Here is a 26,999-nt window from a genome sequence, read left to right as displayed (position 1 = left end):
TCAAATACCCGCATACCATTCATAGCCTCGGTCCTCCCAAAAGCCGCCCTTCCCGCCCCAAATACCCCTGAAACTGTCGGTGAGCTCGATGCGCATCACATATTTGGCGTGCTTGTAGCCGAGTTGGCGTTCAACGCGCAGCCGTAGCGGCGCGCCGTGCGCCACTTCGAGTTCCTTGCCGTTCATGGCATAGGCGAGGATCGTCTGCGGGTGCCAGGCGTCGACGAGATCGATGCTCTCGTAATATTTGCCGCTGCCATCGAGGGTCTGCTCCAGTTCGTCTGCGCAATAGAACACCGCATACCGCGCGCCGGGAGCAAGCCCCGCCTTTTCGAGTACGAGGCCAAGCGGGACACCTGTCCATTTGCCGATTGCGCTCCAGCCTTCGACGCAATCGTGCCGGGTGATCTGCGTCCGTGACGGCATGGCTTTGAGGTCAGCCAGCGAGAGCTCCAATGGCCGCTGCACCATTCCGTTCACGACGAGTTTCCAGTCGGCGAAGTTGGTTTCCCTGAGCTGGGCATACTCCTCGCTGCCCGGTTCCGACGTGCCATTCGGCTTGAACACCGGTGAAAGATCGGCTTCGCTGAATTCGCGCGCCAGGGGCTGGTGCCCCATCAAGAGTCGCTGGGCTCCCATTGTCAGCGATTCTGCCCGTTGCAGTATATCGTTGACGGTTGTGCTCTGGACGAGCGCGTCGCAGCCGGTCAAAAGCCCGGTAGCCGCAACGCTGGAGCCGATGAGGAAGCGGCGGCGGGTCAGGTCGATGCTCATGTCGACTTTTCCTTTTCAGGCTCGACGCGCAGCGCATAATAGCCGGTGCTCATCGAGCGCAAATTGTTCCAGACGCCTGAAACCAGCACCATCACGATATGGACGATGACAAAGGCGACGAGGAGCGAGGCGGTAATGAAATGGATGGTCCGCGCCGATTGGCGGCCGCCGAAGAGATCGAGCAGCCATGGAAAGATCGCGTTGAACCCCGGTGACATCGTCAGCCCCGTGAGGACCATGAGCGGCAGCAGGACGAAGATCACGCCGACATAGGCAAGTTTTTGCAGGGCGTTGTAATGGCGGGCCGCTTCGCCTTTTGGAAAGCGCAGCCGCGCATGTTCGGCAACCTCGTGGGCAAGATGGCCCGGCGTCAGTTCGGTTCGGGTCGGCGCAAGATCGCGGCGAAAATGCCCGGCGAGAAGGCCATAGAGGAGATAAACGAAACCATTGATGACGAAGAACCAGGCGAAGAAGAAATGCCAGCGCCGGCCGGTGGCAAGGTCCTGATAGCTCGGAATCGTGATCCAGGACGGGAAGGCGCGCGGTGCAAGTTCGCCATCGACGATCGATGCACCGAGGACCCCGGTCGTCGGAAGAGAGATGGAGCCGATACGGGTAACGCCCTTGATCGTATCGCCATCCTCGACCGCGCCGATTGAAATGAACTATGGATCGGGTCTCGCATCGGCGCCGTATTGCCCCCAGTAAAGCGCCGGATGGGCATTGAAGATTTGCAGGCCGCTCATCAAAAGAAAACTCAGGCAGAGGACGTTGAGCCAATGCGTGATACGCACGAGCACCGAATGCCGATAGAAGAGCACCTTGCGCGACTTCGCCGTTTCGGATTGTGCAATGCTTGTCATGGACGGCCTCCAAAGCCGAAGCGGCTGCAATTATGCGTGGCGAACTCACCCGCCACGCACGATCTCCATGTTACTTTTTCTTGGGCGCCATCGTGCCCATGGCATCTGAGGTGCCGCTCTTCTTCATCATTGTATCGGATTTCATTGTATCCTTTTTCATCGCCATCTGGTCGCATTCCTTCATCATGGAATCCTTCTTCATGGCGTCCTTCTCCATGCCCGCATGCTTCATGCAATCGGATTTGGTCATCGGCTTCATTGCCTCCGCGGCCGATGCCGCGTTTGCCCCGGCAATGCCGGCGCCAGCAATGAGAGCCGAAACGGCGATGCGGCGAATGAGAGTGTTCATGGGTTTTCTCCTTTGGTTTGAAGTAGATACGGTGCGACGCGTCCTTTAGTTTCGGGACACATTCCGCATCCTTGCCTTCCGGTCGTTGCCGGAAATTCTCTGCTCTCGCTGTCACGCCGGCTGTGCGCCGATCACATGAAGCAGTTCGCGGTGAGGCACGGATCGGTTACAGCATCACGCATTGGTGATCATTCTTTAGTGGAATACGGCGCAAGCCATTGACGCGCCGGCGGCTTGGCTCTCATCTGTAACCTTTTCGCCATGCCTGCGAATAAAGGATGAATGAGAGTGCTTTCGCTCGAAACGCGATTGAAGGAACTCATGCTCGCCAGCCTTGCCGGCGATGCGCGCAGCTATGGAGCCCTTCTCAACGAGGTGGCGAGGCATCTGCGCTTTTATTTCTTGCGGCGGCTGTCCGATGCGCACAAGGGCGATGCCGACGACCTGGTGCAGGAGACGCTGATGGCGCTGCACACGCGGCGGGCAACATATGAGATCGACAGGCCCTTTACGGCCTGGCTGCATGCTATTGCGCGTTACAAGCTGATCGACCATTTCCGGCGCAACCGCATCCGGGCCACTGTGCCCCTCGACGATGTGGAAGACCTGTTTGCGACGGATTTATCCGACGCTGCAAGCGACCGCATGGATGTCGAGCGGCTGCTTGAAGCGGCGCCGGAAAGAACGCGCGATCTGATCCGCCGCACCAGGATCGAAGGACAGTCCATCGCCGAGGTGGCGGAAAGCACTGGCCTTACCGAAACGACGGTCAAGGTCAGCATTCACAGAGGAATAAAGGCCATAGCGACGAAGCTCAAAGGGCGGGCTGCCAATGACGACAAATGACCTGATTGCGCGTCTGACAGGCGAGTTGAAGCCGGTGTCACCCATGGCCGTCGTTGGCCGCGTTGCTGCGGGGCTCGGCCTTGGCTCCATCGCCTCGGCGCTTCTCATGTATTTCTGGCTCGGCCTGAGGCCTGACATGGCAACAGCCATGGGCACGACGCCGTTCTGGGTCAAGTTCGCCTATACGCTTGCGCTTGCCGCCGCTGGCGGCTGGGCGGTAAAGCGCATCGCCCATCCGCTCGGCAGCATCCGCGTTAGCCTTGCCTTGATGGCGGTAGCAATCATCGTGATCAGTTTCCTCGCCTTTGCCGAGCTCGCGGCAACGCCCCCCGAACAATATATGGCAATGATGAAGGGCCGTTCGGTCAGCGTGTGCACGTTCAACATCGTCATGCTCTCGCTGCCCCTGCTCATTGCAGCATTCTGGGTATTGCGCGGCCTTGCTCCAACGCGGCTGACAGTTGCGGGCGCCGCTGCCGGCCTGGCGGCCGGGGCGATCGCCTCATTCGTCTATTCGTTTCATTGCACTGAAAGCGGCATGCCATTCATCGCCATGTGGTACACGCTGGGCGTGCTCGTAACCGGCCTCATCGGGGCGATAGTGGGGCGGTATGTTCTGCGGTGGTGAGTCCCTGGGCGTAGTGTGACGCGCTACGCCTTCATCAGCCACTCGTGTTCGGCAGCATTGTGGAACTTCCAGGTGCGCTTCGGTCCCGCCATGACATTGAGATAGTAAAGGTCGTAGCCATGACAGGCGGCGCAGGGATGGTAACCCTTTGGCACCATCACCACGTCGCCATCCTCGATCGCCATAGCCTCGTCGAGCGAGCGATCATCCGTGTAGACCCGCTGGAAACCGAAACCCTGCGGCGGATGGAAGCGATGGTAGTAGGTTTCTTCCAGATAGGATTCGGCCGGCAGATTGTCCTGATCGTGCTTGTGCGGCGGATAGCTGGATGTATGCCCGCCAGGCGTGATGACCTCGACCACCAACAGCGAATCCGCTGGCTCGTTCTCCGGCAGGATGTTGGTGACATAGCGCGTATTGGTGCCCTTGCCCCGTGTTTCCTGGCCGAGATCGTCGGGGGAAATCACTCGCGCCGGCAGTCCGCCGCCAAGGCCCGGCGCCGAACATACCGCAAGCTCGACGGCCGTCTCGGCGACGATCGACCACTCCTTGCCTTGCGGAAGATAGACGGACCAGGGCTTGCCATCAAACGGCGACATGCGGGTTCCAAGGATGCCGAGATCTTCGCCATCGACGACCACCCTGCCCTTGCCGGTCACGAAGACGAGGCACACTTCCTTGTCGCCCGTGGTGCCGCTCGCAGATTGGCCCTCGTCCAGTTTGTGCAGGTCGAAGCCGACATAGGTCCAGCCCGCGCTTTTCGGCGTCACATGCGCAACACGTCCCTTGCCGGGCGCTGCCTTGATGAGCAATTTCGACATGCCCTACTCCTTCTTGTTCTCAGGGTCCGGCTGCTGCTCCGACGCATCGTAGATAATGAAGAACTGCCAGACGCCGTAGCCGGCAAATCCGAGCGCGATGACACCCCAGAACGGCGTGCCGGTGGCAAACTCGAAGATCGCCCAGGCAACACAGAAGGCAACCACGGCAATACGGCGCCACAGCGGACGGAAAAACGGATGGTTCGAGTCCTTGATCAAGCGAGACCTGCTTCCTTGATGAAGCGGCTGAGATTGGCGTATCCAAGCTTCGAATAGACGGCCGGATCGGCCTTCTCCGGATCCTGCTCAGCCTCGACCACAACCCAGCCGCTGTACCCTTTCAGTTCTTTCAAAACCCGAACATAGTCGATCATGCCGTCGCCAGGAACCGTGTAAACGCCGGCAAGGACGGAATCGAGAAACGACCAGTCCTCGCGGTTCGAGCGCCACATCACGTCCTCACGAATATCCTTACAATGGACATGGCTGATGCGCGCCTTGTAGTGGCGTGCAAGCCGCGCCGGATCGGCGCCGCCCCACGTCGCATGGCCGGTATCGAGAAGAAGGTGCACCGGTGCGCCGGTGGCTTCCATGAACCGGTCGATCTCGCACTCGGCCTGAACCACTGTGCCCATATGGTGATGGTAGACGAGTTGCAGGCCGTAAATCTGCTGGATGGCCTCGGCAAAACGCGTGTAGCGCTCGCCAAACACCGTCCAGGAAGCCTTCTGCAGGACGGGGCGAGCCGAGAGCGGCATATCCTTGTTGGAATGGATGGCATTGGACGTCTCCGCGGCGATCAGCACCGAGCAGCCCATATCCTTGAGCAAGGTCGCATGTGCCTTTGCGGCTTCAAGTTCCGCATCGACATCGCGCAGCAGGAGTTCTGTGGAATACCAGCCGCTGACGAGGCTGTGGCCGTAAGATTCGAGAATGGGCCGCAATTTGTCGGCGGTGCGCGGAAACTTGTTGCCGAGTTCCATGCCGGTGAAGCCGGCCGCCTGCGCCTGCTCGAGGCAGGTCTCCAGCGGTATGTCCCCGCCGATCTCAAGCATATCGTCATTGGACCAGCCGATTGGGTTCGCCCCGATGCGGATCATTCTTTCATTCCTTTGGTTCTGGGTTGATTTGAGATTGTAAATCGGCGCCGTCGCTTCGCTTCGACCCTGCCCACAAGTGGAGGGTAAGGGCAGCGACTTGCCTGATCAATCACCAACCCGTTGCAGTTTCTGTTTTGCTTCGTAGTTCCGCCGCGCATCGTTCACCTCGCTGCGCGCACTGACCTCCGGTACGGCGACATCCCACCAGAAACCGCCGTCCTCGGTCGAGATCAGCGGATCGGTATCGATAACCACCACCGTCGTTCGATCGTTCTGCTTGGCGCGTGCCAGGGCACTTTCGAGCTCCGCGATGGAGGCTACCTTTTCGGAAATGGCGCCAAGACTGCGCGCGTGAGCGGCAAAGTCGATCTCGGGCAGAACCTCGTGCTTCGTGTCCTTGAGAAGATTGTTGAAATTCGCGCCACCGGTGCCCATCTGCAGCCGGTTGATACAGCCATAGCCGCGATTGTCGAGCAGCACGATGTTGATCTTGTGGCCGAGCATGACCGAAGTCGCGATCTCCGAATTCAGCATCAGATACGAGCCGTCACCGATCATCACCACGACCTCGTCGTTGGGCTTTGCCATCTTCGCTCCGAGACCGCCGGCGATCTCGTAACCCATGCAGGAAAAGCCGTATTCGGCGTGGTAGGAACCGGGAGCGCCCGCCTGCCAGAGTTTGTGCATTTCCCCCGGTAATCCGCCCGCAGCGTGCAAAACGGTCGCCTGCGCGCCCATGGCGCGTTGCACGGCGCCAATCACCTGCGCGTCGGAAGGCAGGGACGCATTGGTCGGTCCCGTCACCTTGGCCGCCGCCCGCTGCCATTCTTCCTTGCCGCCTTTCGCATTGCCGGTCCAATCTATCGGGGCGCGGTAATCCTTGAGGGCGGCCGCAAGCTCCTCGAGCCCTTCCCTGGCGTCGGCGACAAGCGGCAGCGCCCGATGTTTTGTCGCGTCAAAGGGCTGGACGTTCAGTCCGATGAAGGTCTTCTCCGCGTTCTGGAACAATGCCCAGGACCCTGTAGTGAAGTCCTGAAGCCGCGTTCCGACGGCGAGAATGACATCCGCCTCCTGCGCGAGCCGGTTAGCCGCCGAGGTGCCCGTCACGCCGACCGCGGCCATGTTGAGAGGATGCACGTCCGGTAACGAGGACTTGCCGCCTTGTGTTTCGCAAACGGGTATGCCTGCCGCCTCGACGAATGACGCAAGTTCGTTCGATGCCTGCGAATAGATAACCCCGCCGCCCGCGATGACGAGCGGTTTCTTGGCCGATTTCAGCGCGGCAACCGCCGCAGCAAGCTCGTCGCGATCCGGCCGCTGCCGGCGTCGAGTCCAGACGCGTTCCTCGAAAAAGCTTTCCGGATAATCGTATGCCTCAGCCTGCACATCCTGGCACAGTGCAAGCGTCACCGGTCCGCACTCGGCCGGATCGGTCAGGACGGCCATGGTGCGGGCGAGCGCCGGGATGATCTGTTCGGGACGAGTGATGCGGTCGAAATAGCGTGAGACCGGACGGAAGCAATCATTGGCCGAAACAGTTCCGTCGCCAAAGGACTCGACCTGCTGCAGAACCGGATCAGGCACCCGGTTTGCGAATACGTCGCCGGGCAGCAGCAGGAGCGGCAGGCGATTGACATGCGCCAGTGCCGCCGCAGTCACCATGTTGGTGGCCCCGGGTCCAACCGAACTCGTCACCGCCATCATCCGCTGGCGGAAGCTCGCCTTGGCAAAAGCGATCGCCGCATGCGCCATCGCCTGTTCGTTGTGGGCGCGATAGGTCGGAAGCTCCTCCCTCACCTGATAGAGCGCCTCGCCGAGGCCCGCGACGTTGCCATGGCCGAAAATCGCCCAGACCCCGGCAAAGACCGGCACCTTTTTGCCATCGACCATCGTCATCTGGCGGCTAAGGAAACGCGTCAGGGCCTGCGCCATGGTCAGGCGTATCGTCTTGGTCATCTCAGTCTCCTCCCGGGAAGTTCGCTATCCCGACGCTGGCAATAATAGTCCTATGCCGCCTGCCGGTCGCGGCTGGCAAGCCAGGCCTTGGTCAATTTTTCGAAACGGCCGGCCATGTCGTCGATCGCAGCCTCGTCCGAGATCCGTCCCGCGAGCCAATTCTCCGCCGCATCCATGAACAATGTCCGCCCGACGGCAAAGCCCTTGACGATCGGGGCACCAGCGGTGGCAACGAAAGCCGCCTCAAGTTCGTCATGTGGCGCTTCAAGTCCGAGGAGTACGACACCACGGCACCACGGATCGTTCTTTTCGATCACCGCTTCAATTTTCTTCCAGGCGCCAGCCGATGCCTGCGGTTCGAGCTTCCACCAGTCCGGCTTTATCCCGAGCGCATAGAGTTCCTCAAGCGCCTGCGGAATAGTGTTGTCATCGACCTCGCCATGCTTGCCGGCGATGATTTCGATCAAGAGCTCGCGGCCGACCTTGCGAGCGGCCTCGAAGAGTGACCGCAGCTTCGCCTGCTGCTCTTCCTTCAGCGCCGCCGGATCATCCGGCCGGTAGAAACACAGGCACTTGATGCAATGATCGACCGGCCATTCCGCCAGTTGCGAACCGATGTCCTGTGAAAACTCGAAGCGCAGCGGGCGCGAACCCGGCAGTTCGACCGGACGCCCGAGCCAATCGAAATTGTGGCGGGCGAATTCGAACATCGCCTCCCGGCCGAACTTCTCGTCGATCAGCATGCCGTAGCCGCTGCGCCCATCTGCGACCTTGGCGGCGGCCTTCACCGCCAGTTCCTTGAAGGCCTCGATTTTATCAGCCCCTGCGCCGAGCTTCTCTGCCAGCGCTTCGAGCTGGACGCGGTGATCGATCGCAAAAGCCATCATTGCCGGAATATCGCGGCGGCGCGTCGTCGCCCAATGGACGTGGTTTATCGCCTCGTCCTTGCGCAGCGCATGGTAGCGGCTGCCATGTTCTAGGAAATATTGCAGTTCCTCGTAAGTCGGAATTTCCGGGGCGCATAGCAGCCTCGACACGGCAAAGGCGCCGCAGGCATTCGCCCAGGTCGCGGCGGTGGCAAGGCTTTCGCCGCCGAGCCAGCCGCGCAGGAAACCGGACATAAAGGCATCGCCGGCGCCGAGCACGTTAAAGACCTCGATCGGAAAGCCTTTGCCGACGATTCCGTCCTCGAGGTCATCGGATATGGCGCCTTCATAGACGATACAACCCATGGGACCGCGCTTGAGCACGATGGTCCCGCTGGAAAGGGCGCGGATCGCCTTGAGGGCGCTCAAAAGATCGGCTTCGCCCGAGGCGATCAGCACTTCTTCCTCGGTGCCGACAATGAGGTCGCAATCGGCGAGAACCGTCTTCAGATGGTTGGAGACCTTGTCTGAGGCGATGTAACGGCTGTCGCCAGCCCCATGACCGGCAAGGCCCCAGAGATTTGGACGGTAGTCGATATCAAAGACGACCTTGCCGCCGGCTTCCTTGATCAGGCGAATTACCTTGCGCTGCGCTGCATCGGTATTGGGCTTGGAAAAGTGCGTGCCGGTCACGACCACGGCGCGCGCCGACCGGATGAATTCCGGATCGACATCGCTTTCATCGATGGCCATGTCGGCACAATTCTCGCGATAGAAGATGAGCGGAAAGCTCTTGTCGTTTTCCACCGAGAGGATGACGAGCGCCGAAAGCCGTTCCGGATCGGTGATGACGCCTTGCGTCGCAACGCCTTCGCGCTGCAGTTGCTCACGGATAAAACGCCCCATCTGTTCGTCGCCGACTCGTGTCAAAAGCGCCGAGCGCAGTCCGAGCCGCGCCGTACCGACAGCGATATTGGTGGGACAGCCGCCGAGGGACTTGGCAAACGAGGCAATGTCCTCAAGCCGCGAGCCGATCTGCTGGCCGTAAAGGTCAACCGAGGAACGACCGATCGTTATGACATCAAGCAGCTTGCTCGTATCAGCTCCGTCCATGATGGTCCTCCCGATATGCTGATTGTCCCGCTCGCTGAGCCTGGGAATTTTGCCATATGAAATAATAATTCTATCAAATCGTCAATATGGAATGTCTGTTCTTTTTGTAATCGAGCCAGAGTGAACGCGCATTTCATGCGTCAAGCCTGGCTATGAATGAGGACGAGATTGCACCGCTAGGTATTTCTGCGTTTCTCCGCGACACTGACAGTCAGCGCCATTGCCAGTGCCATGGTGCCGGAGAGGGAGCGGAAGCCGGAGAAATCGCCCTCTGCCGCCTCGAACCATACGCTCGCAGACTGGGCAAGTGGTGAGAAGGCGCTGTCGGTAATGGCGACAACCGGGACATTTCGGGCCGATAAAGCCGCAGCATGTTCGATCGTGGCAGAAGCATATGGCGAGAAGCTGATGGCAATGGCGGCATCGCGGGGCCCGGCAAAGGAAATGATCTCAGGGTCGATACCGGCGGTCGATTCGATCAGCTGGTTGCGAATTTTCAGTTTGCCGAATGCATATGCCATGTAAGCGGTAATAGGATAGGAGCGGCGGCGCGCCAGGAGATAGATCGTCTCAGCACCCGATAAAATGTCGACCGCCCGTTCGAGTACATCCTCTTCCACATTGTGGGAAATCGTCTCGATCGAATGCGTCGCTGCCGTAAGGAAGCCATTCAATATCGTGCGGTTCTTCGAAAGCCCGTGCGTGTCACCCCGCAGGGCCGATAGCCGTTCTTCGTACGATGTTTGCCGCTCGCGCAGACGTTCCCGAAACACCGCCTGAAGGCTGGTAAAGCCGTCGAAGCCGAGATGCTGGGCAAAACGGATGAGCGTCGACGGCTGCACGCCCGCTGTCTGGGCGATACTTGCGGCGGTGCCGAAGGCGATCTCATCGGGATTGCTCAATGCGTAAGCCGCAATCTGCGCGAGGCGTTTGGGCAGCACTTCGCGGCGATCGAGGATCATCGTGCGCAGCGCATCGAAATCCCGCGGCAGGGCCGCCTCGTTGTCCATGCTCGCCACCCCTATCCTTTCCCGCAACTGGTGCCCGCCGCGACAAAATATTTATATCGAGACGGATCAGTTATTCCATTTACTCCACTTATAGATTATTTCAATCAGGAACTGCAAGCGATGGGAGAGAGCGATGCTGGGTGTTGGGCTGATCGGAACCGGCTTCATGGGCAAATGCCATGCGCTGGCGTGGAACTCGGTTCGCGCCGTCTTCGGCGATGTGGGGCCGGTGCGGCTTGTGCATCTCGGTGAAGCCAACGCCGAACTCGCAGTGCGCAGAGCCGGCGAATTCGGCTTTCAGAAGGGCTCCGGCGACTGGCGCTCTGTGATCGAGGACCCGGAAGTCAATGTCGTTTCGATCACGACGCCAAATCAGTTTCATCCCGAAATGGCAATCGCCGCGCTGGAAGCCGGCAAGCACGTCTGGTGCGAGAAGCCCATGGCACCGCTTTTCGCCGACGCCGAAGCCATGCTTGCAGCAGCGAAGCGAAGCGACAAAGTGGCCGCACTCGGGTACAACTACATCCAGGGACCAGCGATCCGCCACATTCGCAAGCTCCTGGCCGAAAGGATCATCGGCGAGGTCAATCATCTGCGCATCGAGATGGACGAAGATTTCATGGCCGACCCCGATGCGCTGTTCAACTGGAAACACGCATCATCATCAGGCTACGGTGCACTCGACGATTTTGCGGTGCATCCCCTGTCGCTGCTGTTTACGCTATTCGGCCGCGTGTCGCGCGTGATGTGCGACATGTCCAGGCCCTATCCGACGCGCAAGACGGAGGATGGCAGCGATCGCGCCGTAGAGACCTTCGACAGCGCCAGCGTGCTCATGCACATGGAAAACGGCGTCGCCGGAACGTTGCAGGTCAACCGCTCGGCATGGGGCCGCAAGGGGCGTATCTCACTGCAGATTTTCGGCTCAAAAGGCTCGATCCTGTTCGACCAGGAGCGCGCAAATGAGTTCCAGCTCTACGTGACCTCGGATCGGAAGACTGAACAGGGTTATCGTACGATCCTCACGGCGCCGCATCACGAGCCCTATGACCGATTTATCCCCGCGCCCGGCCATGGACTTGGTTTCAACGACCTGAAGATCATCGAGTGCCACGAACTTATCAAGCGCATCAATGGCGCGCCCGCGCATTTGATCGAATTTGCCGATGGGCTCGAGATCGAGCGGACTGTTCACGCCATGGCCCGCTCCTACCAGGAACAGCGCTGGGTGGACGTCCGATAGCCCGCAGGCACAACTTCGTTCAACCTCTATAACGTGTTGCGTTATAGTACGAGTTCGATTATCGTTTCAGGATGATCCAGAGCTTTGCAGACCGCGAAACGCAGTTGATTTGGTCTGGCATCAGAAGCCGCAAGTTGCCGTCCGATATTCAGGCTGTCGCCTTGCGAAAACTGCGCTTGCTTAACCAGGCGCGCGTGATCGATGACCTTCGGATCCCTCCCGGGAATCGACTTGAGGCACTCAAAGGTAATCTCGCCGGGCAGCATTCGATCCGCATAAACGATCAATGGCGCGTCTGTTTCAAGTGGGCGGAAGGAGGGCCACGCGATGTCAAAATTATCGACTATCACGACTGAAGACAACTTGTTGCCGAACCCGCATCCCGGTGAGATTCTGCTGCACGAGTTTTTAGTGCCGATGGGCCTTAGCCAAAATGCGCTGGCGCGAGCGGTTCATGTCCCGCCGCGACGCATTAATGAAATCGTCCTGGGCAAGCGCGTAGTAACTGCTGATACCGATCTTCGGCTTGCCAGATATTTCGGCATTTCCGAAGGTTTCTTTCTCGGGCTGCAGGCCGATTATGATTTGCTGAAACGGAGGCGTGAAATCGGAAACGACCTCGTTGCGATCGAGCCCAGGGCAGCTTGACAGAACTTGGGATTCCACCCTCCCCGCGCCGGGGAGGGTTTCGCCGAGCATGGCTTATAGAGTGATGGTTCGACCTTCCTTTACCGAGCGCAGAGCCGCATCTGCAAGCGCCAATGCCTTGAGACCATCGTCGCCGCCTGGCGCGGCCTTTGATCCCTTGGCGATGGCGTCAATGAATGCAGCGATCTCATTGGCGTAAGCTTCGGTGTAGCGCGTCATGAAGAAGTCATGCAGCGGCGGGCGGGTATAGCCGCTGCCGTTCGCCACTTCGATCGAGACCGGCCGCTGGTTCTCCGCCGAAACCATGCCCTTCGAGCCATGCACTTCGATGCGCTGGTCATAGCCATAGGTGGCGCGGCGCGAATTCGAGATCACGCACTGCTTGCCCGAAGCCGTCGATAGAATGACGCTGACGCTGTCATAGTCGCCAAGTTCGCCGATCTTCTTGTCGACGAGCACCGCAGCATGCGCGGTGACGGCGACCGGCTCCTCGCCGAGGAGGAAACGGGCCATATCGAAATCGTGGATCGTCATGTCGCGGAAAATGCCGCCCGAGCGCGTGATATATTCCGCCGGCGGCGCACCCGGATCACGCGAGGTGATCGTGACCATCTCGACATCGCCTATCGCGCCATCGTCAATCGCCTTGCGCACCGCCGCAAAGTGCGGATCGAAGCGCCGGTTGAAGCCTACCATGAGCGTTGCGCCGGTTTCCTGAACGACGTTCAGACACTGTCTGACGCGCTCGACGTCGAGGTCGATCGGCTTTTCGCAGAAGATCGCCTTGCCGGCGCGCGCAAAGCGCTCGATCAGTTCGGCATGCGTGTCGGTCGGCGTGCAGATGATCACCGCGTTGATGTCCGCGGCCTTTTCAATATCGTCGATGCTGCGGATTTCGCAGCCATGTGCCGTGGCAAGGTCCTTGGCAGCCTGTTCGAAAGCATCCGCAACGGCGACGAGCTTCGCCTGCGGGTTCGATGTGACGGCCTTCGCGTGAACCTTGCCGATGCGGCCCGCCCCGAGCAGGCCAAAGCGTACAGTCATTTTCAATACCTCTTTAAAGAAGCCCGGAACAAACCCGGGCGTTGTTATCCGCTCCCTGCCGTGATCCCCCGGGCTAGACCCGAGGGCTCAAAGGACGCAGAGGGCGTATTTGCTTGGATCCTGGGGGGCAAGCCCGATCCTCGGGTCAGGCCCGACGATCGCAGTTCAACAGTCGTTACCCTTTATACCTTGCGCTTCTTCTGGCGGTACACGTCAACGATAACCGCCGCAACGATAATCACGCCCTTGATGATTTCCTGGTAGTAGGCATCGACCCTGAGGAAGGTGAAGCCGGAAATCATCACGCCGAGGATGATGGCGCCAATGACCGTACCGGTGATACGGCCAATACCGCCCGTCAGGGATGTGCCCCCGATAACCGCAGCGGCAATCGCGTCAAGTTCGTAGGTAACGCCCATGCCGGCCTGTGCAGTCTGGGCACGTGCGGCGGTGACGATGCCGGCAAGCCCCGCCAAAAGACCGGCAATGGCATAGACCTTGATGAGATGGCTCTCAATATTGATACCGGAAACGCGCGCAGCCTGGGCATTCGCGCCGATCGCATAGGTGAACTTGCCGTAGCGCGTATAGCGCAGCGCAATGTGAAAGACGAGCGCAACGACGAGGAAGACGACGACCGGCCAGATGCTGGTGCCGATGAAATTGAACTGATCGGTCAGCCCTGAAACCGGCGAGCCTTTTGTATACCACTTGGCCACGCCGCGCGCCGATACCATCATGCCGAGCGTCGCGATGAAGGGCGGTATCTTGGTATAGGAGATCAGCCAGCCGTTGACGATGCCGGCGAGGAGACCGATACCAAGGCCAACGCCGATCGGGATAAAAAACGGCAGGTCTGTCAACGCAGGATAGACCGGCCGTGCCCATGTGGAGGATTGGGCAAAACTTGCAGCGATCATCGCCGTCATGCCGACCACGGAGCCGGATGAAAGATCAATGCCGCCAGTAATGATGACCTGGGTAACGCCGACTGCGATAATGCCGATCACCGAGACCTGCAGAATGATGATGCGCAGTCGCTGGACATTCATCAGAAAGCTCTGACCGGCAAAAATCCAGCCCAGAATCTCGAAAATCAGCGCAATACCGATAAGGACGAGGAGGATATTTACCTCAGGCGGCAGCCGCCTGCGGCTTCGCGGCGCTAGAGGGGGTGTCGTTGCCTTGGCGGTTACAGGTTCGCTTGTCATTGTTCGTTCCTCCCCGGCGCGCTCACTTGGAAGCGAGCTCCATCACCTTGACCTGGGTTGCTTCGTTTCGATCGAGAAATCCGGTTACGCGGCCTTCGTGCATCACCATGATGCGGTCGCTCATGCCGAGCACTTCCGGCATTTCCGACGAGATCATGATGACGGCGACGCCCTGTTTGGCGAGTTGTGAAACAAGGCGATGAATCTCCGCCTTGGCGCCAACGTCGATGCCGCGGGTCGGCTCGTCGAGAATGAGAATTTTCGGGTTCGTCAGGAGCCAGCGGCCGATCAGCACCTTTTGCTGGTTGCCGCCTGAAAGGTTTTCGACCTTCTCTTCAAGGCTCGGCGTCTTTACCCGCAGCGTATCGCTCATTGTCTTGCACGCCTTGGAAATCTGCCTTTCCGCAACGAAGCCATATTTGACGAAGCGGTCCTGAAGCACGGCGATCTGCATGTTCTCAAGCACATCGAGAATGAGCAGGCAGCCGGTTTCCTTGCGGTCTTCGGTGATGAACGCCATGCCATGGGCGATCGCCTTGTGGGGCGTATCGATCTTTACGTCCTTGCCGTTGATGGCGATGGTGCCTGTCGTTGCCGGCGTCACCCCGAAGACCGTCTCCGCCACATTCGAGCGGCCCGAGCCGACCAGTCCGGCAATGCCGAGGATCTCGCCCGCGCGCACATCGAACGAGATATCGTGGAAGACGTTTTTCAGTGAAAGGTCCTTTACCGAAAGCACCACATCGCCGATCGGCACCGTTTCCTTCGGAAACATCTGCGTAATTTCGCGCCCGACCATCATCTTGATGATGTCGTCGCGGGTAACGTCCGTCGATGCATGTGTGCCGATAAAGCGACCGTCGCGGAACACCGAAAACTCGTCGGCAATCTCGAAGAGCTCGTTCATCTTGTGGGTGATGTAGACGATGCCGATACCCTGCGACCGCAGATCGCGAATGATGGCAAAGAGATGCTCCACTTCGCGCTCTGTCAGCGCCGAAGTCGGCTCATCCATGATAAGGACGTCGGATTCGTAGGAGACCGCCTTGGCGATTTCGACCATCTGCCGGTTCGCGACGGATAGGTCGCGCACCTGGCTGTCGGGATCAAGGTTGATATTGAGCCGCTGGAACAGCTCTGCGGTCATGTCGTGCATCTTGCCATGATCGACGAAGCCGAACCCGTTCTTGGGCTCGCGCCGGATCCAGATGTTCTCCGCCACGGTCATGAACGGCATCAGGTTGAGTTCCTGATGGATCATGGCGATGCCGTTTTCGAGCGCATCGAGCGGCGATTTCAGGCGGATCGGCACCCCTTTGAGGAAGACTTCGCCCTGATCTGGAATATATATTCCAGCGAGGATCTTCATCAGGGTGGATTTGCCGGCGCCGTTTTCGCCCATGAGCGCGTGCACCGTGCCCCGCTTCAACCGGAACTGGACATTGTCCAGCGCGAGGACGCCCGGAAACTCCTTGCGGACGTTTTCCGCATTCAGGAGATATTCGGCCTGCGGTATGGCGCCACTGGCGCGCACCGCCGCCATGGTCGAGGGACTGACTGCCATGATCATCTCCTCCCAGAGAGGCTCCATTATAGACCGGAACGCATGAAAACGATGCGTTCCGGATCGTCAAAAGGCGTTGAACGGCCTTAGTTCGACTTCTGGTACTTCGAGAGGTTCTCCGGTGTTACCAGTTCGAACGGAACGTAGACCTTGGCCTCGACCTTCTCGCCCTTGGCAAGTTTCAGCGCTGCATCGACAGCGCCCTGCCCCTGGCCCGCGGCGTTCTGGAACACGGTTACGTCGAGATCGCCCGCCGCCATGGCGGCAAGCGCGTCCTGCGTCGCATCGACACCGCCGATCACGACGGAATCCATGGTGCGGCCGGCAGCCTTCAGGGCCTGGATCGCGCCGATGGCCATTTCATCATTGTTGGAGATCACCGCATCGAACTTGAGACCGGCGGAAAGCCAGTTCGTCATGAGGTCGGCGCCCTGCGTACGGGACCAGTTAGCAGTCTGTTCTTCAACGATTTTAAGGCCTTTGCACTCATCCGTGGCGATCACATCGTGAATGTCCTTGGTGCGCTGGCGCGCGGCCTGGTTGGAGAGTTCGCCCATCATGACGACGACGTCGCCCTTGCCCTTCAGCAGACGGCAGACTTCCTTGGTCTCGAGGGTACCGGACTCAACCTCGTTCGACGCCACGAATGCCTGCTTCTCGGGCAGTTCATTGACGTTGACGGGTTCGCGGTTGACGTAAACCAGCGGAATGCCGGCGTCGGCGGCGATCTTCGACATGGCCGCAGTCGCGTCCGTATCGACCGGGTTCACGATGATCGCATCCACCTTGGAAGCGATGAAATTCTGGATCTGGCTCTGCTGCTTGGCGACGTCGTTCTGCGCGTCTTCAACCTGAAGGGTCACTCCATCGAGCGTCTTGGCATAGTCCTGCATTCCATTGCGCAGAACGGTGAGGAAGTTGTCATCGAACAGAGCCATCGACACGCCGATATTGGCGGCGAAGGCCGAACTGCTCATCAGGGCCGAAACAGCCACGGTCATCAGTAACTTTTTCATTTCATCTCCTCCACAAATGGTGCCCGGCCACACCCGCTTTAATCCGGATTGTCCCCACACCTTGGTACACGCAGCCAACCTACCCCTGGATGCGAGATTGCGGCGAGGAGAGTGCGCGAAATTTCGCGCAAACCTGATCCTGAGCCTCCTAGAACGGAATATACAAACCGTTGTGCTCAGTTTCTGAAATATTTATTCCATTTTATCGTTCAAGCGTCAAGCAAGATTCAATTGAAGCGGCAATAATTGCCGGTCTAATTTTGCACGGCTGTGCAACTGGAAGTGGTTCCTGACGATGCTCATAGGCGAAACGATCGATGCATCGTGTACGACTTTGGTCCGATTGACACCTTTTGCACCAACTCGAAATATGCAGCGTTTGTTTAATCGGTTTAGGTTGGCATTTTGGGAGGAATGCGACATTCGACGCCAGTCGATATTTGAAGGCAGCGCCCATTTGCGCATCAACACATTTTTCAAGAATTCATTTGGGAGGAGACGATGATGATTAGACGCACCTTGGTGGCGTCCCTGCTTGGTTGCACGATATTGACAGGTTGCGACGGCAAGGACGAAGCGCCAGCACCAACCAGTACGTTTGCAGCGGATGTTGAAACGCTCAAGCACGACAATGCCGCGCTCAAGGACGATAACGCTTCCCTGAAAGCAGCGGGCGAGGCGGCCAGCTCACAAATCGCCCTATTGCAGTCACAGGTTGCGGAGAGCAAAACCACCGACAGTGTTGCGACAACGGCTATGTCGGATGCCATCAACCGCCTGCAAAGCCAGTTCGACGCCCTGCAGCAGTCTGCGACTGACACCAAACAGTCGGACGACGCGTTCAAAGCCAGCCTGCAAGCCGGCCTGGACAAACTGGCCGAACTTTCGAAAAATCCGCAACTGACCCCAGCCGACCGCATCGCGCTTGACGGGTTGACCGGCACGCTCAAAACGATGGGCGACGGCATTGCCGCCGCCGCAAATGTCAAGGATTTGGAAGCTGTAAAGGCCAAACTGGCAGAGCTGCAAAAGAGCCCGCAGCTCACGGCCTCCGACCGTACAGCCCTTGATGAACTTGGCGGCAAGCTCAAGGGCCTGAGCGACGATATTGCCACGGCGGTCAAGACCGCAGGCGACGACAGAACGAAACTCACAGCCGCCAGCGACAGCATCAAGCAGTTGCTTGAGGCGATGAAATCCAAGGCGGACACCACGACCGTTGCCGCTCTCGGCGAGCAGCTGGCCAAACTGCAGAGCGCCTTCGACGTTTCCGCCAAATCCAGCGCCGAGACCGCAAGCAAAATCGCCGCTCAACTGGCCGCGATCGAAGGTTCGATGGCCAAGCTGGTTCCGGACGATTTGACCGCCTACGTCAACCAGTTTGTCGGCACCGCCGACGCCAAGATGGCCGAAGGCGCTGTTGCCGTCGCCGCCGGCAAAGGCGGATCGCTTTCGCCAGGCGCGGGCGTACCATTCGGCATGGTCTTCTGGGCGCCGGAAAATCATTACAATTGGGAGTCGAAGACCTGGCCTTCCGGTTATTACTGGAGCAATAATGGGACAACAAAGGGCATAAAGGGTTTCAGCCTTACCCATATGAACGGCGCAGGCTGCGCCGGCAATGGCGGTGAGTTTCCCATGATGCCGCTGACCGGCGCCTCCTTCGACCTTTCCAAGGGTGTTACCTTTTCCCACGCCAATGAGTCGGCGGCGGCGGGATACTACCAGGTCAAGCTCGACTCAAACGTCAATGTCGAACTCACCGCGACTGCGCGCACGGGTTTCGGCCGTTTCGTCTATCCCGCCGACGGAAAAGCCTTTCTTTTGATCGATCCGACGCGCACGAATGTACGCAAAGGGCAGTCCGGTGAAATCAAGGTTGCCCCGGACTCGCCCCGCGCCCTCGTTGGCAGAGCGCAGACCGGCGCGTTCTGTGTTCCGTACAATGGTGACGATAAGCCTGATGCCTTTATCTATGCCGAATTCAATCAGGACTTCGTCCTGACGACGATTGCCGGCGCGCCGGCATTAGAGTTTACAACGGTACCCGGCAAGCCAACCGATATCATGATGAAGGTCGGTGTTTCATTCGTCAGCCAGGACAACGCCAAGCTCAACCTTCAGCAGGAAAGCGTCAAGGAATGGAATTTCGACGCCGCAAGAGCGGTGAATCGAAAGCAGTGGAATGACAAGCTTGGAACGATCAAGGTCGATTGGGACAAGGCGAAGAACAACGATTATTTCATCCATCAGAAGCAGAAGCTCTACACTTTTTTCTTCAGGTCATTGCTTGCGCCGACGATCGCAAGCGACGTCGATGGCAGCTATATGGGTTTTGACCGTCAGATCAAAAAGGCTGAGGCGGGACGCGTTCAATACACCAACTTCTCTGGCTGGGATATCTACCGGCAGCTTACGCCCCTTCACGCCCTGTTCTTCCCGAAAGAGGCCGCCGATATGGCCCAGTCCATGGTCAATATGGGCAAGGTGTGCGGCGCACTGCCCCGTTGGGTCAACTACAGCAACGACAAGGGTGTCATGTCCGGGGATTCCGGGCCTATCATTGTGGCTCAGGCACATGCCTTCGGCGCCACGAATTTCGATACGGAATCGGCGAGACAACTTATGGTCAATGCCGCCGATGATCCGGTCGCGCACTGCCAGGGCAAGTCGATTGCGGATGTGCGGCTCGGCTATCTTTCCCGCGGCTATATTTTCAGTGCTGATTGGAACGGGTACATCTCGACGAGCCTCGAACTCGCCGCCAGCGACTACGCTGTCGGAAAATTCGCCAGCAAGGTTGGCGACACCGCTAATGGCAACCGGCTGATTAACCAATCCGCGAGCTGGAAGAACTCGCTGAACAAAACGGGTGCCAAACCGGTGATGGCGCAAAAGGGTCGTGACGGCAAATGGGGCGGCTCCTGCGCGCCAAACGGCTGCTTCATGGAAGGTTCGGACGAACAATATCTATGGATGGTGCTGCATGATCTCGGCGGGTTGGTCGATGAACTCGGCGGTGCGAAAGCGACATCCGACAGGCTTGACGTGTTCTTTACTGAATTGAACGCCGGTGAAAAGAGCAAGCATGCCTATCTTGGCAACGAGCCATCATTCGGATCGGCCTGGGTCTATAATTGGACGCAGAACCCGGCCGGAACGCAGCGCGTGGTCCGCCGAATGGTCGGGACAGTCGAGGACTTCCAAAACAAGAAAGACGCCGTCTTCGAGCTCAATCCGGCGGGCCTCCCAGGCAACGACGATCTCGGCTCGATCTCAGCCATGTATGTGTGGGGAGCACTTGGCTTCTATCCGGAAATTCCAGGAGAAGGCGGCGTAAGCCTCCACTCGCCGCTGTTCCCGACGACGCAACTGCGTCTTGCTGACGGTAAGGCCGACGTGGCCATCAGAGCTGCGAATGCGCCAGCAACCTATACCCAAGGCCTCCGCCTCAACGGCGTGCTGTACGACAGCACCTGGCTTCCGGTGGAAAATCTGATCGCCAACAGCCTGGCGACTCTTGACTTCACCCTTGGCGACGAACCGTCGCAATGGGCAACGCTGGCAACGCCGGCAATTCTCCCGCCCTCACCCGCTAAGGGAAAGGTCTGGGAAAAGGCTTCGTACAAGGGCTTGGCTGCCGCGTTCAACAATTGCGGCATCGGCGGCCTTGCGACATCGTGCATTACCACTTCGATGATGGTGCCAACGCCCAATGACAGTGTCTATTCAAGTGGCGGCGTCCCTGGAACAAGCATCGATGGGACGACGCTCAAACTCGCCGATGTTAATTCGGAGGGATTGAAACTCATTGCCGGACTTTTCGATGCGCTACCGACCCAAACAAGACTGCATCCGCTGGGCCGCGACAACGTCATTTCCTACGGGCAGATTGTAAAATTCGACAAGCCATTGAAGGGAAATACGCTTTTCGTTCTTGGTGCAGGGTCGAGCGGCACCGGTAGCGGCAAGGCGATCTTGACTTTTGGCGATGGCACGACAGAAACCGTAAGCATATCCTTGCCGGATTGGACGGACGCCACCGCATATTCGCTGCCAGCAATAGCCGCGACAGGCAGCACTGATGCACAAAAGCTTGCTGCCTATAGCGCCGACTCGACCAAAGGAAACGGCTACAGGATCGTGTATGAAGCGGATGGACGCCTCAAATGGGCCGGTGGTAAAACCACGACGAAGGCAAGGCTCTACTACCAGGCCATCAAGCTGTCGGGGACAAAGGAGATTGCCCAGATTGAACTGCCCGACATGGCAAGCAGTTCCAGCACGTCTCCTCCTTCCAACCTGCTTCATATCTTCGGCATCAACGCCGCCGATGTGAGCTACCCATGATCCCGCAACGGCGCGATTGATGTAGAAATGGCCACCGCAAGGTGCCATTTCATTCCGGAATGTTGGTAGAATATGCTTTTTGCATCCGCACCTTCGAGCGCTGCGGCCGGTCAATTTCTTCTCCCACCACTCGAAGCTTCGCTCAATTGAGCGAAGCTTCCTTCGCAGTTGGACCACTATAAGGCGGTGCGTCGTAAAATTTATCGAGCGCCGCTTTCAACGGTTTGCGCGCTTCCTCCGAATAGTGGGTCGAGTGCCCGCCCTCGAACAGCTTCACCGGTACGCGCTGCCCCAGCCCCGCGCCCTTTAGATCGAGCTCGGTCTGATAGAAGGGTGTAACCGCATCATAGTAGCCGTGGATTACAAGCATCTTTATCGAAGGGTCCTTGCCGATCACTGCCTTAAGATCCGGCAGGCTGCTCCGCGCCGCAGATCCCGGGGCGGAGCGTTCGAAATTCCAGGCATCAAACGCAGGATCGGAAGAGCTTATATACTCCGCCTGCGCATTGTAGTTTAGCGTATCGGGCAGGTAACGGTCCATTTCGTAGCCTAATGCATAGCCGGCATAGCCCTCCGGGTCATAGGGTGTCGCCACTTTATAGCCATCCGCATCTTTCACCCACTGACCCTTGATATGAACCCGGGCGTCGTACTGACTTTTAAGATAGTCCGTTCTGAAAAGCTGCTTCAGGAAGTACCCGGGAAACATGTTCAAACCGTCCTTCCAGTATATCTGCTTGGCCGTCGTGATTTTTTCCAGATATTGAGTAAGATCTTTCCCCTCCTTTGAGGCGAGATAACTCGTCCATTCTTTTGACTCGAAGTTCATCGTATCTTCGTTCGGCGTGCCGGCATAATAAATCTTGTCGGCAGCTGCGAACTTCGTCTTCATGAAGGTCCGGATCGTATCCAGGTAGGATTCGACCGAGGTCTCGCTCGGCCTGGCTTTCGATTCCTTGTACCAATCGGCGATCATGGCGTAGGTCGGCACATAGCCGGCACAGGAAATAGGCTTCTTCCAGTCGTCGCCATGGGCCGAGCAAAGCGAATCATAGTCGAGCGCGGGTGAATTGAGGATGACACCCGACAGGACAATTGGATCCTTGCCGGATTTGTCGGGTTCGAACTGGCTCTTGCCCGCATCTTCCATGAGATTTGCAAGTATTGGCGTGCGAACGCCGCTATAGGAAATACCGTAGAGATATTTGGGTGAAAGCTGGCGGGTGTTGAGGTTGACGTAACGCCGGATGAAATCCCGCAAAACCGGCGGATCTTCGTCCAGGCCCCAGAAGTCGGCATTTTTCTTCGGCGCGATTGCCTGTGAGTACCCGGTGCCGACGGGATCGACGAACACGAGATCGGTCTTGTCCAACAATGTCTCGGCATTGCTGATAAATGGAAGCCGGTCGGGCTCCGATGTTTGGTATTGATCGGGGATATCCGGATAGCCTGCCTTCAGGCGCTTCGGGCCCCATGAACCCATCTGCAATGATAGCGATGCTCCGCCCGGGCCGCCATTGAAGAGGAAGGTAACGGGCCGCTTACCTTTGGGCAGTCCGTCCCTGGTATAGGCCATGAAAAATATCGTCGCCTGCGGCTTGTTGGTCTTGAGGTCGTGTGACGTTAGGTGACCCGCAGACGCGGTAAACTGCACCGTTTTGCCACCGATCTTCATGGAAGTGCGCTTGACGGATACCACCTCATCAACTTTATCGAGTGCCAGCGACCCCGTTTCGCTGCCGTCGTAGATGCGGTTGTCGTCGACGACTTTGTCTTTAGGCGCGAGAATCTCGAAAGCCTCGTCCTCGTGGCCGGCATTGGCGAGCATTTCTCCAGCCTCCTTGGAAAGCCCTGCCCCCTTCAAGGTATTGACTGCCTTTGTCAGGTTGCCTTTCTTGAGGTAGTCGTCAGCGGCTTTCTTGGCCGAAGCTGCGTCGAGCTCAGCCTTAGGCATATCAATTTCTTTGCCTTTCGCCTCTTTGACCGCAGATGCATTGGCGGCTTGGGAGACCCCTTCCCCAACGTCTGGGGCAGGGCCGGCGAGCAGCGTCGGCCGTACTTCGGTGAGCGCAACGCCCGCGCCATTTTGGGACAAGGACGAGTTGGAGCCGTCGTAAGCGGTTAACAGGAGAAGCGAGGCAAGTGCATAAAACTGAAATTTCATCGACGCCAAATCTCTGTACTGAATGAATTTATGACATTCAACTCTTTGCAATCAGAAAGATCAGCGTCAATTCTTCTAAAGTTTAATTGGATATTTATCCGTCGATTTATTCAAGTATTTGAGCTGAATACATAATAGCATTCGCCATTAATTCCTACTTTTCAATCTATACTTGTAGAAGTAAACCTGAAACTCGATATCTCTCGAAGGAGTAATTAAGAGCGAAATGGCCACGGGGTGGCCATTTCGCTCTTCCCGACACCGTACTTGAATGCAAATGTGTCACGTAGGAATGACGCAGCAGGCGCGACCGAGGCCGCGCCTTGCCATCCATTTATTGCGTCGATAGTGCCTTGACCGCAGAAGTCCGGGACCGGCATATGGCGGGGCGTCGTAGAACGCGTTCAACATCTCTTTCAGTGGCCTGCGGGCTTCTTCGGACGAGTAGGTCATATGACCGCCTTCAAAGAGCCCTACCGGCATGCGGTCTTTCAGACCTGCCCCCTCAATGTCCAGTTCGGTCTGATAGAACGGCGTCACAATGTCGTAGTAGCCATGGAACACCAGCGTTTTGATCGATGGGTCCTTGACGACGATCGCTTTCAGGTCGGGCAAGCTGGTTGCCTGCTTGCTTGCCGTTGCAGTCCGTTCCCACTTCCAGCCGTCATATGCGGCGTCGGAGGATTTGATATAAGTGGAACTCACATTGTAATTGGTGAAGTTCGGCAGATACGTCTTGATTTCATTCTGGAACGCCACATCCTCGTAGTCGCTCATATTATAGGGCTCTTCGTGAGCCGGAACATCGCCGACGCGCTTGACCCACTTGCCAGGAATGACCATTCGAGCATCGTAATAATTCTTGATAAAATTCTTAAGAAGTACGGTGTCCATGAAGAACACTTCGCCGTTGTTCAGTCCGTGCCGCCAATTGCCCTCCTTGATAGTCGTGATAGCACTCAGGTAGGAGGTCAGGATATCGCCGTCGGGGGTATCGACGAAGGCTGACCATTCCGGCGAGTCGAAATACTCCGTATCCTCGTTCGGGACGCCCTTGTAGTAAAGCTCGTTAGCCGGTGCGAAGCGCTCCACCATGAACTTTCTGATCGTAGACAAGTAGCTTTCGACTGACGTTCCCGCCGGTCGCGCTTTCGATAGCTTGTGCCAATCCGCGATCATGGCATAGGTTGGTACTAACCCCGCACAGGAGAGGGGCTTTTTCCAGTCATCGCCATAGTCGGAACATGTGACATCGTAGGCAAGAACCGGCGAATTTAGGATAACGCCGGAAAGGACGACGGAATCCTTGCCGGATTTGTCCGGCTCGAACTGGCTCTTGCCGGCGTCTTCCATAAGGTTCGCTACGATCGGCGTGCGAATGCCGCCATAGGATTCGCCGTAGACGTATTTCGGCGAAAGCTGACGATTGTTGACGTTGACATAGCGCCGGATGAAATCGCGGATGACAGGTGGATCCTGGTCGACGCCCCAAAAATCGGAATTAGTGTGCGGCGCGATCGCTTGGGAGTAGCCGGCGCCCGGAGGATCGATGAAGACGAGATCCGACTTGTCGAGAAGCGTTTCGACGTTGGGAACCAGAGGAAAGTGCTGCGGCTGTACGGTCTTGTATTCCTCCGGAACGACCGGCGCGCCCGTCTTGAGGCGCCGGGGCGCCCACGATCCGAGGTGAAGCCAGATCGAAGCCGAGCCCGGGCCGCCGTTCCAGAAGAAGGTGACGGGACGCTTCTCCTTCGGCAGGCCGTCGCGTGTATACGCGGTATAGAATAGCGCGGCCTGTGGTTCCTTGGTCTTCAGATCATAGGCGATTAGGTGACCAGCGGATGCTGTGTAGGGGACAGACTTGCCGTTGACATCAACGACATCGCGCTTCGCCGAGGCGACTTCGACAGCATCCTTGAGCGCAAGCGATCCGGTTGCACTGCCATCATATTGATAAGTGTCGTCGACAACCTTGTCCTTGGGCGCAAGGAGATCGAACGCTTCCTCTTCCTTGCCCGCATTGGCAAGCAATTCACCGGCATCCTTGGCGAGCCCCGCTGCTTTCAGCGTACTGACAGCCTTTGTCAGTGCGGCTTCCTTGGTTTCTTTGGCCTCTACAGTCGCAGCATCGAGAAGCAGCTTGGCATTCGTTTCGGCTTTGTCCAACGTTGCCTTTGCGTCAAGTGTCGCCTGATCTTTCAGTTGCACGGCCTTTTTGTCCGCGGCGTCGGTGAGTGCTTTTGCATCCGCGGCAGCCTTGTCTGTAACCGCCTTGGCCTCGCTCTCCGCCTTGTCCTTCACTGCCTTTGCAGCTGAGGCAGCGGCCTCTGCCGACGCTGTGGCATCTTTCGAGGCCTTGTCGGCAAGGGCGGCCGCGTCCTTCGCAGCCTGATCCGTGATTTGTTTTGCTTGCTTTTCGGCAGTGTCGGTGAGGGCTTTGGCTTCCTTCGCGGCAATGTCCTTTGTCGCGATGGCGTCCAGCTTTGCTTTTTCGGTGAGTTCCGTTGCCTTGACTTCGACTGCCTTCTTTGCAGCGTCGGCTGCATCGGTGAGCGCCTTTGCGTCTGCGGCAGCCTTGTCTGTAACGACCTTGGCCTCACTCTCCGCCTTATCCTTCAATGCCTTTACGGCTGCGGCAGCAGCCTCTGCCGACGCAGTGGAATCTTTCGAGGCCTTGTCGGCAAGGGCGGCCGCATCCTTTGCGGCCTGATCCGCAATTTGCTTTGCTTGCTTGTCAGCGGTGTCGGTGAGTGCCTTGGCGTCAATGGTTGCCTGGTCTTTGAGGGCCTTGCCTTCTTTCGCGGCAATGTCCTTTGTCGCGATGGCGTCCAGCTTTGCTTTTTCGGTTAGTTCCGTTGCCTTCGCTTCCGCTGCCTTTTTTGCATTTTCGGCATCGATGGAAGCCTTCGAAATGACAGCGCCCGCATCCGTAGCGGCACGATCGAGCAGCTTCTTCGCCTCACCCTCGGTGTTGGCCTGTAATTCCTTGGCCTTTTTCTCCGCCTCATCCAGAATGTTCTTGGCAGTGAGCGAAGCAGCGTTATTGGCGTCTTTGCTTGCCTGTTCGCGAAGTATTACGATTTCGGCGTTGGCTTGTTGTCGCATCGCCGTCGCATCCGCTTCGGCCTTTGCGGTGATTGCCGAAGCATCGGCTACCGCCTTTGCCTGCGTGTCAGTAAAAGTCCCGGCCGTTTCGTTTCCCGTGGACGATGAGTTGGAGCCGTCGCACGCTGCAAGAAAAAGCAGCGCCGCAAGCGATGAATACCGCAAATTCATTTTGGGCTAAATCCTTGAATTTATGACAATAATACGAACGTCCACGGCGACGCCTCCGATCTGAAGATCAGAAGTCGTGGTGCGGAAAAAAAATATTCAAATACGCGATGGGGAGTGACAGTTACAGGCAGCAGTGAAAGTCATGGAGTTCAATCCC

Annotated in this window: 20 protein-coding genes and 1 pseudogene; 6 read left to right on the top strand and 15 right to left on the bottom strand. The window is 57.9% G+C overall.

The features are described 5' to 3' along the window. The 3 genes and pseudogenes from BR48_RS0100750 to BR48_RS23335 all read right to left on the bottom strand — a co-directional run bounded on the left by BR48_RS0100750 (nucleotide 1) and on the right by BR48_RS23335 (nucleotide 1,986). The gene (locus BR48_RS0100750) at nucleotides 1-774 is read right to left on the bottom strand and encodes a molybdopterin-binding protein (RefSeq protein ID WP_027229587.1); all 774 of its coding nucleotides are present in this window, start codon (nucleotides 772-774) and stop codon (nucleotides 1-3) included. Further along, nucleotides 771-1,637, bottom strand: a pseudogene (locus BR48_RS23340) (cytochrome b/b6 domain-containing protein). Before BR48_RS23340 ends, BR48_RS0100750 begins: the two are co-directional and overlap by 4 nt. Before the next feature lie 70 nt (nucleotides 1,638-1,707). Then, a complete protein-coding gene (locus BR48_RS23335; RefSeq protein WP_051614385.1) occupies nucleotides 1,708-1,986 on the bottom strand; it encodes a hypothetical protein in 279 nt (92 codons plus the stop codon). A gap of 288 nt (nucleotides 1,987-2,274) precedes the next feature. Between BR48_RS23335 and BR48_RS0100725 the strand changes: the two genes are divergently transcribed. Together BR48_RS0100725 and BR48_RS0100720 are read left to right on the top strand one after the other, a co-directional pair. After that, nucleotides 2,275-2,832, top strand: a complete 558-nt coding sequence (locus BR48_RS0100725) for a sigma-70 family RNA polymerase sigma factor (protein WP_027229583.1) — start codon at nucleotides 2,275-2,277, stop codon at nucleotides 2,830-2,832. Then, nucleotides 2,819-3,460 carry a DUF1109 domain-containing protein gene (locus BR48_RS0100720; protein ID WP_027229582.1) on the top strand — a complete coding sequence of 214 codons (642 nt, stop codon included), beginning with the start codon at nucleotides 2,819-2,821 and terminating at the stop codon, nucleotides 3,458-3,460. The genes BR48_RS0100725 and BR48_RS0100720 overlap by 14 nt, the downstream gene beginning before the upstream one ends. A gap of 23 nt (nucleotides 3,461-3,483) precedes the next feature. Here BR48_RS0100720 and iolB read toward each other — a convergent pair whose 3' ends face one another. The 6 genes from iolB to BR48_RS0100690 form a co-directional block, all read right to left on the bottom strand. Beyond that, nucleotides 3,484-4,281, bottom strand: coding sequence for a 5-deoxy-glucuronate isomerase (gene iolB, locus BR48_RS0100715; protein ID WP_027229581.1), 798 nt, complete (start codon nucleotides 4,279-4,281; stop codon nucleotides 3,484-3,486). A 3-nt stretch (nucleotides 4,282-4,284) separates the two neighbouring features. After that, a complete protein-coding gene (locus BR48_RS0100710) occupies nucleotides 4,285-4,497 on the bottom strand; it encodes a hypothetical protein (protein WP_027229580.1) in 213 nt (70 codons plus the stop codon). After that, nucleotides 4,497-5,381: a myo-inosose-2 dehydratase gene (iolE, locus tag BR48_RS0100705; RefSeq protein ID WP_027229579.1), complete on the bottom strand. Its 885-nt coding sequence runs from the start codon at nucleotides 5,379-5,381 to the stop codon at nucleotides 4,497-4,499. The genes BR48_RS0100710 and iolE overlap by 1 nt, the downstream gene beginning before the upstream one ends. A gap of 105 nt (nucleotides 5,382-5,486) precedes the next feature. After that, the gene (iolD, locus tag BR48_RS0100700) at nucleotides 5,487-7,337 is read right to left on the bottom strand and encodes a 3D-(3,5/4)-trihydroxycyclohexane-1,2-dione acylhydrolase (decyclizing) (RefSeq protein WP_027229578.1); all 1,851 of its coding nucleotides are present in this window, start codon (nucleotides 7,335-7,337) and stop codon (nucleotides 5,487-5,489) included. A gap of 50 nt (nucleotides 7,338-7,387) precedes the next feature. After that, on the bottom strand, nucleotides 7,388-9,316 hold the full coding sequence (iolC, locus tag BR48_RS0100695) for a 5-dehydro-2-deoxygluconokinase (RefSeq protein WP_027229577.1): 1,929 nt from the start codon (nucleotides 9,314-9,316) through the stop codon (nucleotides 7,388-7,390). Nucleotides 9,317-9,492: 176 nt separating this feature from the next. Continuing rightward, nucleotides 9,493-10,326: a MurR/RpiR family transcriptional regulator gene (locus tag BR48_RS0100690; RefSeq protein ID WP_027229576.1), complete on the bottom strand. Its 834-nt coding sequence runs from the start codon at nucleotides 10,324-10,326 to the stop codon at nucleotides 9,493-9,495. Nucleotides 10,327-10,459: 133 nt separating this feature from the next. Between BR48_RS0100690 and BR48_RS0100685 the strand changes: the two genes are divergently transcribed. From BR48_RS0100685 to BR48_RS25635, 3 genes are all read left to right on the top strand, one after another. Beyond that, nucleotides 10,460-11,569: a Gfo/Idh/MocA family oxidoreductase gene (locus BR48_RS0100685; protein ID WP_027229575.1), complete on the top strand. Its 1,110-nt coding sequence runs from the start codon at nucleotides 10,460-10,462 to the stop codon at nucleotides 11,567-11,569. 71 nt (nucleotides 11,570-11,640) lie between these two features. Next, entirely contained in the window at nucleotides 11,641-11,925 is a 285-nt protein-coding gene (locus BR48_RS0100680) for a type II toxin-antitoxin system RelE/ParE family toxin (protein WP_027229574.1), read from the top strand. Then, on the top strand, nucleotides 11,897-12,217 hold the full coding sequence (locus tag BR48_RS25635; protein WP_081815705.1) for a HigA family addiction module antitoxin: 321 nt from the start codon (nucleotides 11,897-11,899) through the stop codon (nucleotides 12,215-12,217). Before BR48_RS0100680 ends, BR48_RS25635 begins: the two co-directional genes overlap by 29 nt. 54 nt (nucleotides 12,218-12,271) lie before the next feature. On the opposite strand, the gene iolG is transcribed toward BR48_RS25635, so the two are convergent. From iolG to BR48_RS0100655, 4 genes are all read right to left on the bottom strand, one after another. Continuing rightward, the gene (iolG, locus tag BR48_RS0100670) at nucleotides 12,272-13,261 is read right to left on the bottom strand and encodes an inositol 2-dehydrogenase (protein ID WP_027229572.1); all 990 of its coding nucleotides are present in this window, start codon (nucleotides 13,259-13,261) and stop codon (nucleotides 12,272-12,274) included. Between the two features lie 182 nt (nucleotides 13,262-13,443). After that, on the bottom strand, nucleotides 13,444-14,472 hold the full coding sequence (locus BR48_RS0100665; RefSeq protein ID WP_027229571.1) for an ABC transporter permease: 1,029 nt from the start codon (nucleotides 14,470-14,472) through the stop codon (nucleotides 13,444-13,446). 22 nt (nucleotides 14,473-14,494) lie between these two features. Then, nucleotides 14,495-16,036 carry a sugar ABC transporter ATP-binding protein gene (locus BR48_RS0100660; protein ID WP_027229570.1) on the bottom strand — a complete coding sequence of 514 codons (1,542 nt, stop codon included), beginning with the start codon at nucleotides 16,034-16,036 and terminating at the stop codon, nucleotides 14,495-14,497. A gap of 86 nt (nucleotides 16,037-16,122) precedes the next feature. Then, nucleotides 16,123-17,052, bottom strand: a complete 930-nt coding sequence (locus BR48_RS0100655; protein ID WP_027229569.1) for a sugar ABC transporter substrate-binding protein — start codon at nucleotides 17,050-17,052, stop codon at nucleotides 16,123-16,125. A gap of 501 nt (nucleotides 17,053-17,553) precedes the next feature. Here BR48_RS0100655 and BR48_RS23330 point away from each other — a divergent pair. Then, entirely contained in the window at nucleotides 17,554-21,402 is a 3,849-nt protein-coding gene (locus tag BR48_RS23330) for a GH92 family glycosyl hydrolase (RefSeq protein ID WP_051614381.1), read from the top strand. A gap of 142 nt (nucleotides 21,403-21,544) precedes the next feature. Here the strand turns inward: BR48_RS23330 and BR48_RS23325 are convergent, their stop codons facing one another. Beyond that, complete coding sequence (locus BR48_RS23325) at nucleotides 21,545-23,566, bottom strand: hypothetical protein (protein WP_051614378.1); 2,022 nt, start codon at nucleotides 23,564-23,566, stop codon at nucleotides 21,545-21,547. A gap of 282 nt (nucleotides 23,567-23,848) precedes the next feature. Next, on the bottom strand, nucleotides 23,849-26,842 hold the full coding sequence (locus tag BR48_RS25340; RefSeq protein WP_051614376.1) for a hypothetical protein: 2,994 nt from the start codon (nucleotides 26,840-26,842) through the stop codon (nucleotides 23,849-23,851). Nucleotides 26,843-26,999 lie beyond the last annotated feature (157 nt).

This window comes from Phyllobacterium sp. UNC302MFCol5.2 (assembly GCF_000686005.1).
In the GTDB taxonomy this organism is placed as follows: domain Bacteria; phylum Pseudomonadota; class Alphaproteobacteria; order Rhizobiales; family Rhizobiaceae; genus Phyllobacterium; species Phyllobacterium pellucidum.
Note: the sequence above shows the minus strand (reverse complement) of the source record. Positions and strands in the feature narration are given on the sequence as shown.

Bases quoted from the DNA above. Each gene is read 5' to 3' on its own strand.
- BR48_RS0100655 (WP_027229569.1), bottom strand. From the start codon at position 17,052: ATGAAAAAGTTACTGATGACCGTGGCTGTTTCGGCCCTGATGAGCAGT.
- BR48_RS0100690 (WP_027229576.1), bottom strand. From the start codon at position 10,326: ATGGACAACGAGGCGGCCCTGCCGCGGGATTTCGATGCGCTGCGCACG.
- BR48_RS0100750 (WP_027229587.1), bottom strand. From the start codon at position 774: ATGAGCATCGACCTGACCCGCCGCCGCTTCCTCATCGGCTCCAGCGTT.
- BR48_RS23330 (WP_051614381.1), top strand. From the start codon at position 17,554: ATGATGATTAGACGCACCTTGGTGGCGTCCCTGCTTGGTTGCACGATA.
- iolE (WP_027229579.1), bottom strand. From the start codon at position 5,381: ATGATCCGCATCGGGGCGAACCCAATCGGCTGGTCCAATGACGATATG.
- BR48_RS23325 (WP_051614378.1), bottom strand. From the start codon at position 23,566: ATGAAATTTCAGTTTTATGCACTTGCCTCGCTTCTCCTGTTAACCGCT.
- BR48_RS0100680 (WP_027229574.1), top strand. From the start codon at position 11,641: ATGATCCAGAGCTTTGCAGACCGCGAAACGCAGTTGATTTGGTCTGGC.
- BR48_RS0100665 (WP_027229571.1), bottom strand. From the start codon at position 14,472: ATGACAAGCGAACCTGTAACCGCCAAGGCAACGACACCCCCTCTAGCG.
- iolG (WP_027229572.1), bottom strand. From the start codon at position 13,261: ATGACTGTACGCTTTGGCCTGCTCGGGGCGGGCCGCATCGGCAAGGTT.
- BR48_RS0100720 (WP_027229582.1), top strand. From the start codon at position 2,819: ATGACGACAAATGACCTGATTGCGCGTCTGACAGGCGAGTTGAAGCCG.
- BR48_RS23335 (WP_051614385.1), bottom strand. From the start codon at position 1,986: ATGAACACTCTCATTCGCCGCATCGCCGTTTCGGCTCTCATTGCTGGC.
- iolD (WP_027229578.1), bottom strand. From the start codon at position 7,337: ATGACCAAGACGATACGCCTGACCATGGCGCAGGCCCTGACGCGTTTC.
- BR48_RS0100685 (WP_027229575.1), top strand. From the start codon at position 10,460: ATGCTGGGTGTTGGGCTGATCGGAACCGGCTTCATGGGCAAATGCCAT.
- iolC (WP_027229577.1), bottom strand. From the start codon at position 9,316: ATGGACGGAGCTGATACGAGCAAGCTGCTTGATGTCATAACGATCGGT.
- BR48_RS25635 (WP_081815705.1), top strand. From the start codon at position 11,897: ATGTCAAAATTATCGACTATCACGACTGAAGACAACTTGTTGCCGAAC.
- BR48_RS25340 (WP_051614376.1), bottom strand. From the start codon at position 26,842: ATGAATTTGCGGTATTCATCGCTTGCGGCGCTGCTTTTTCTTGCAGCG.
- BR48_RS0100660 (WP_027229570.1), bottom strand. From the start codon at position 16,036: ATGGCAGTCAGTCCCTCGACCATGGCGGCGGTGCGCGCCAGTGGCGCC.
- iolB (WP_027229581.1), bottom strand. From the start codon at position 4,281: ATGTCGAAATTGCTCATCAAGGCAGCGCCCGGCAAGGGACGTGTTGCG.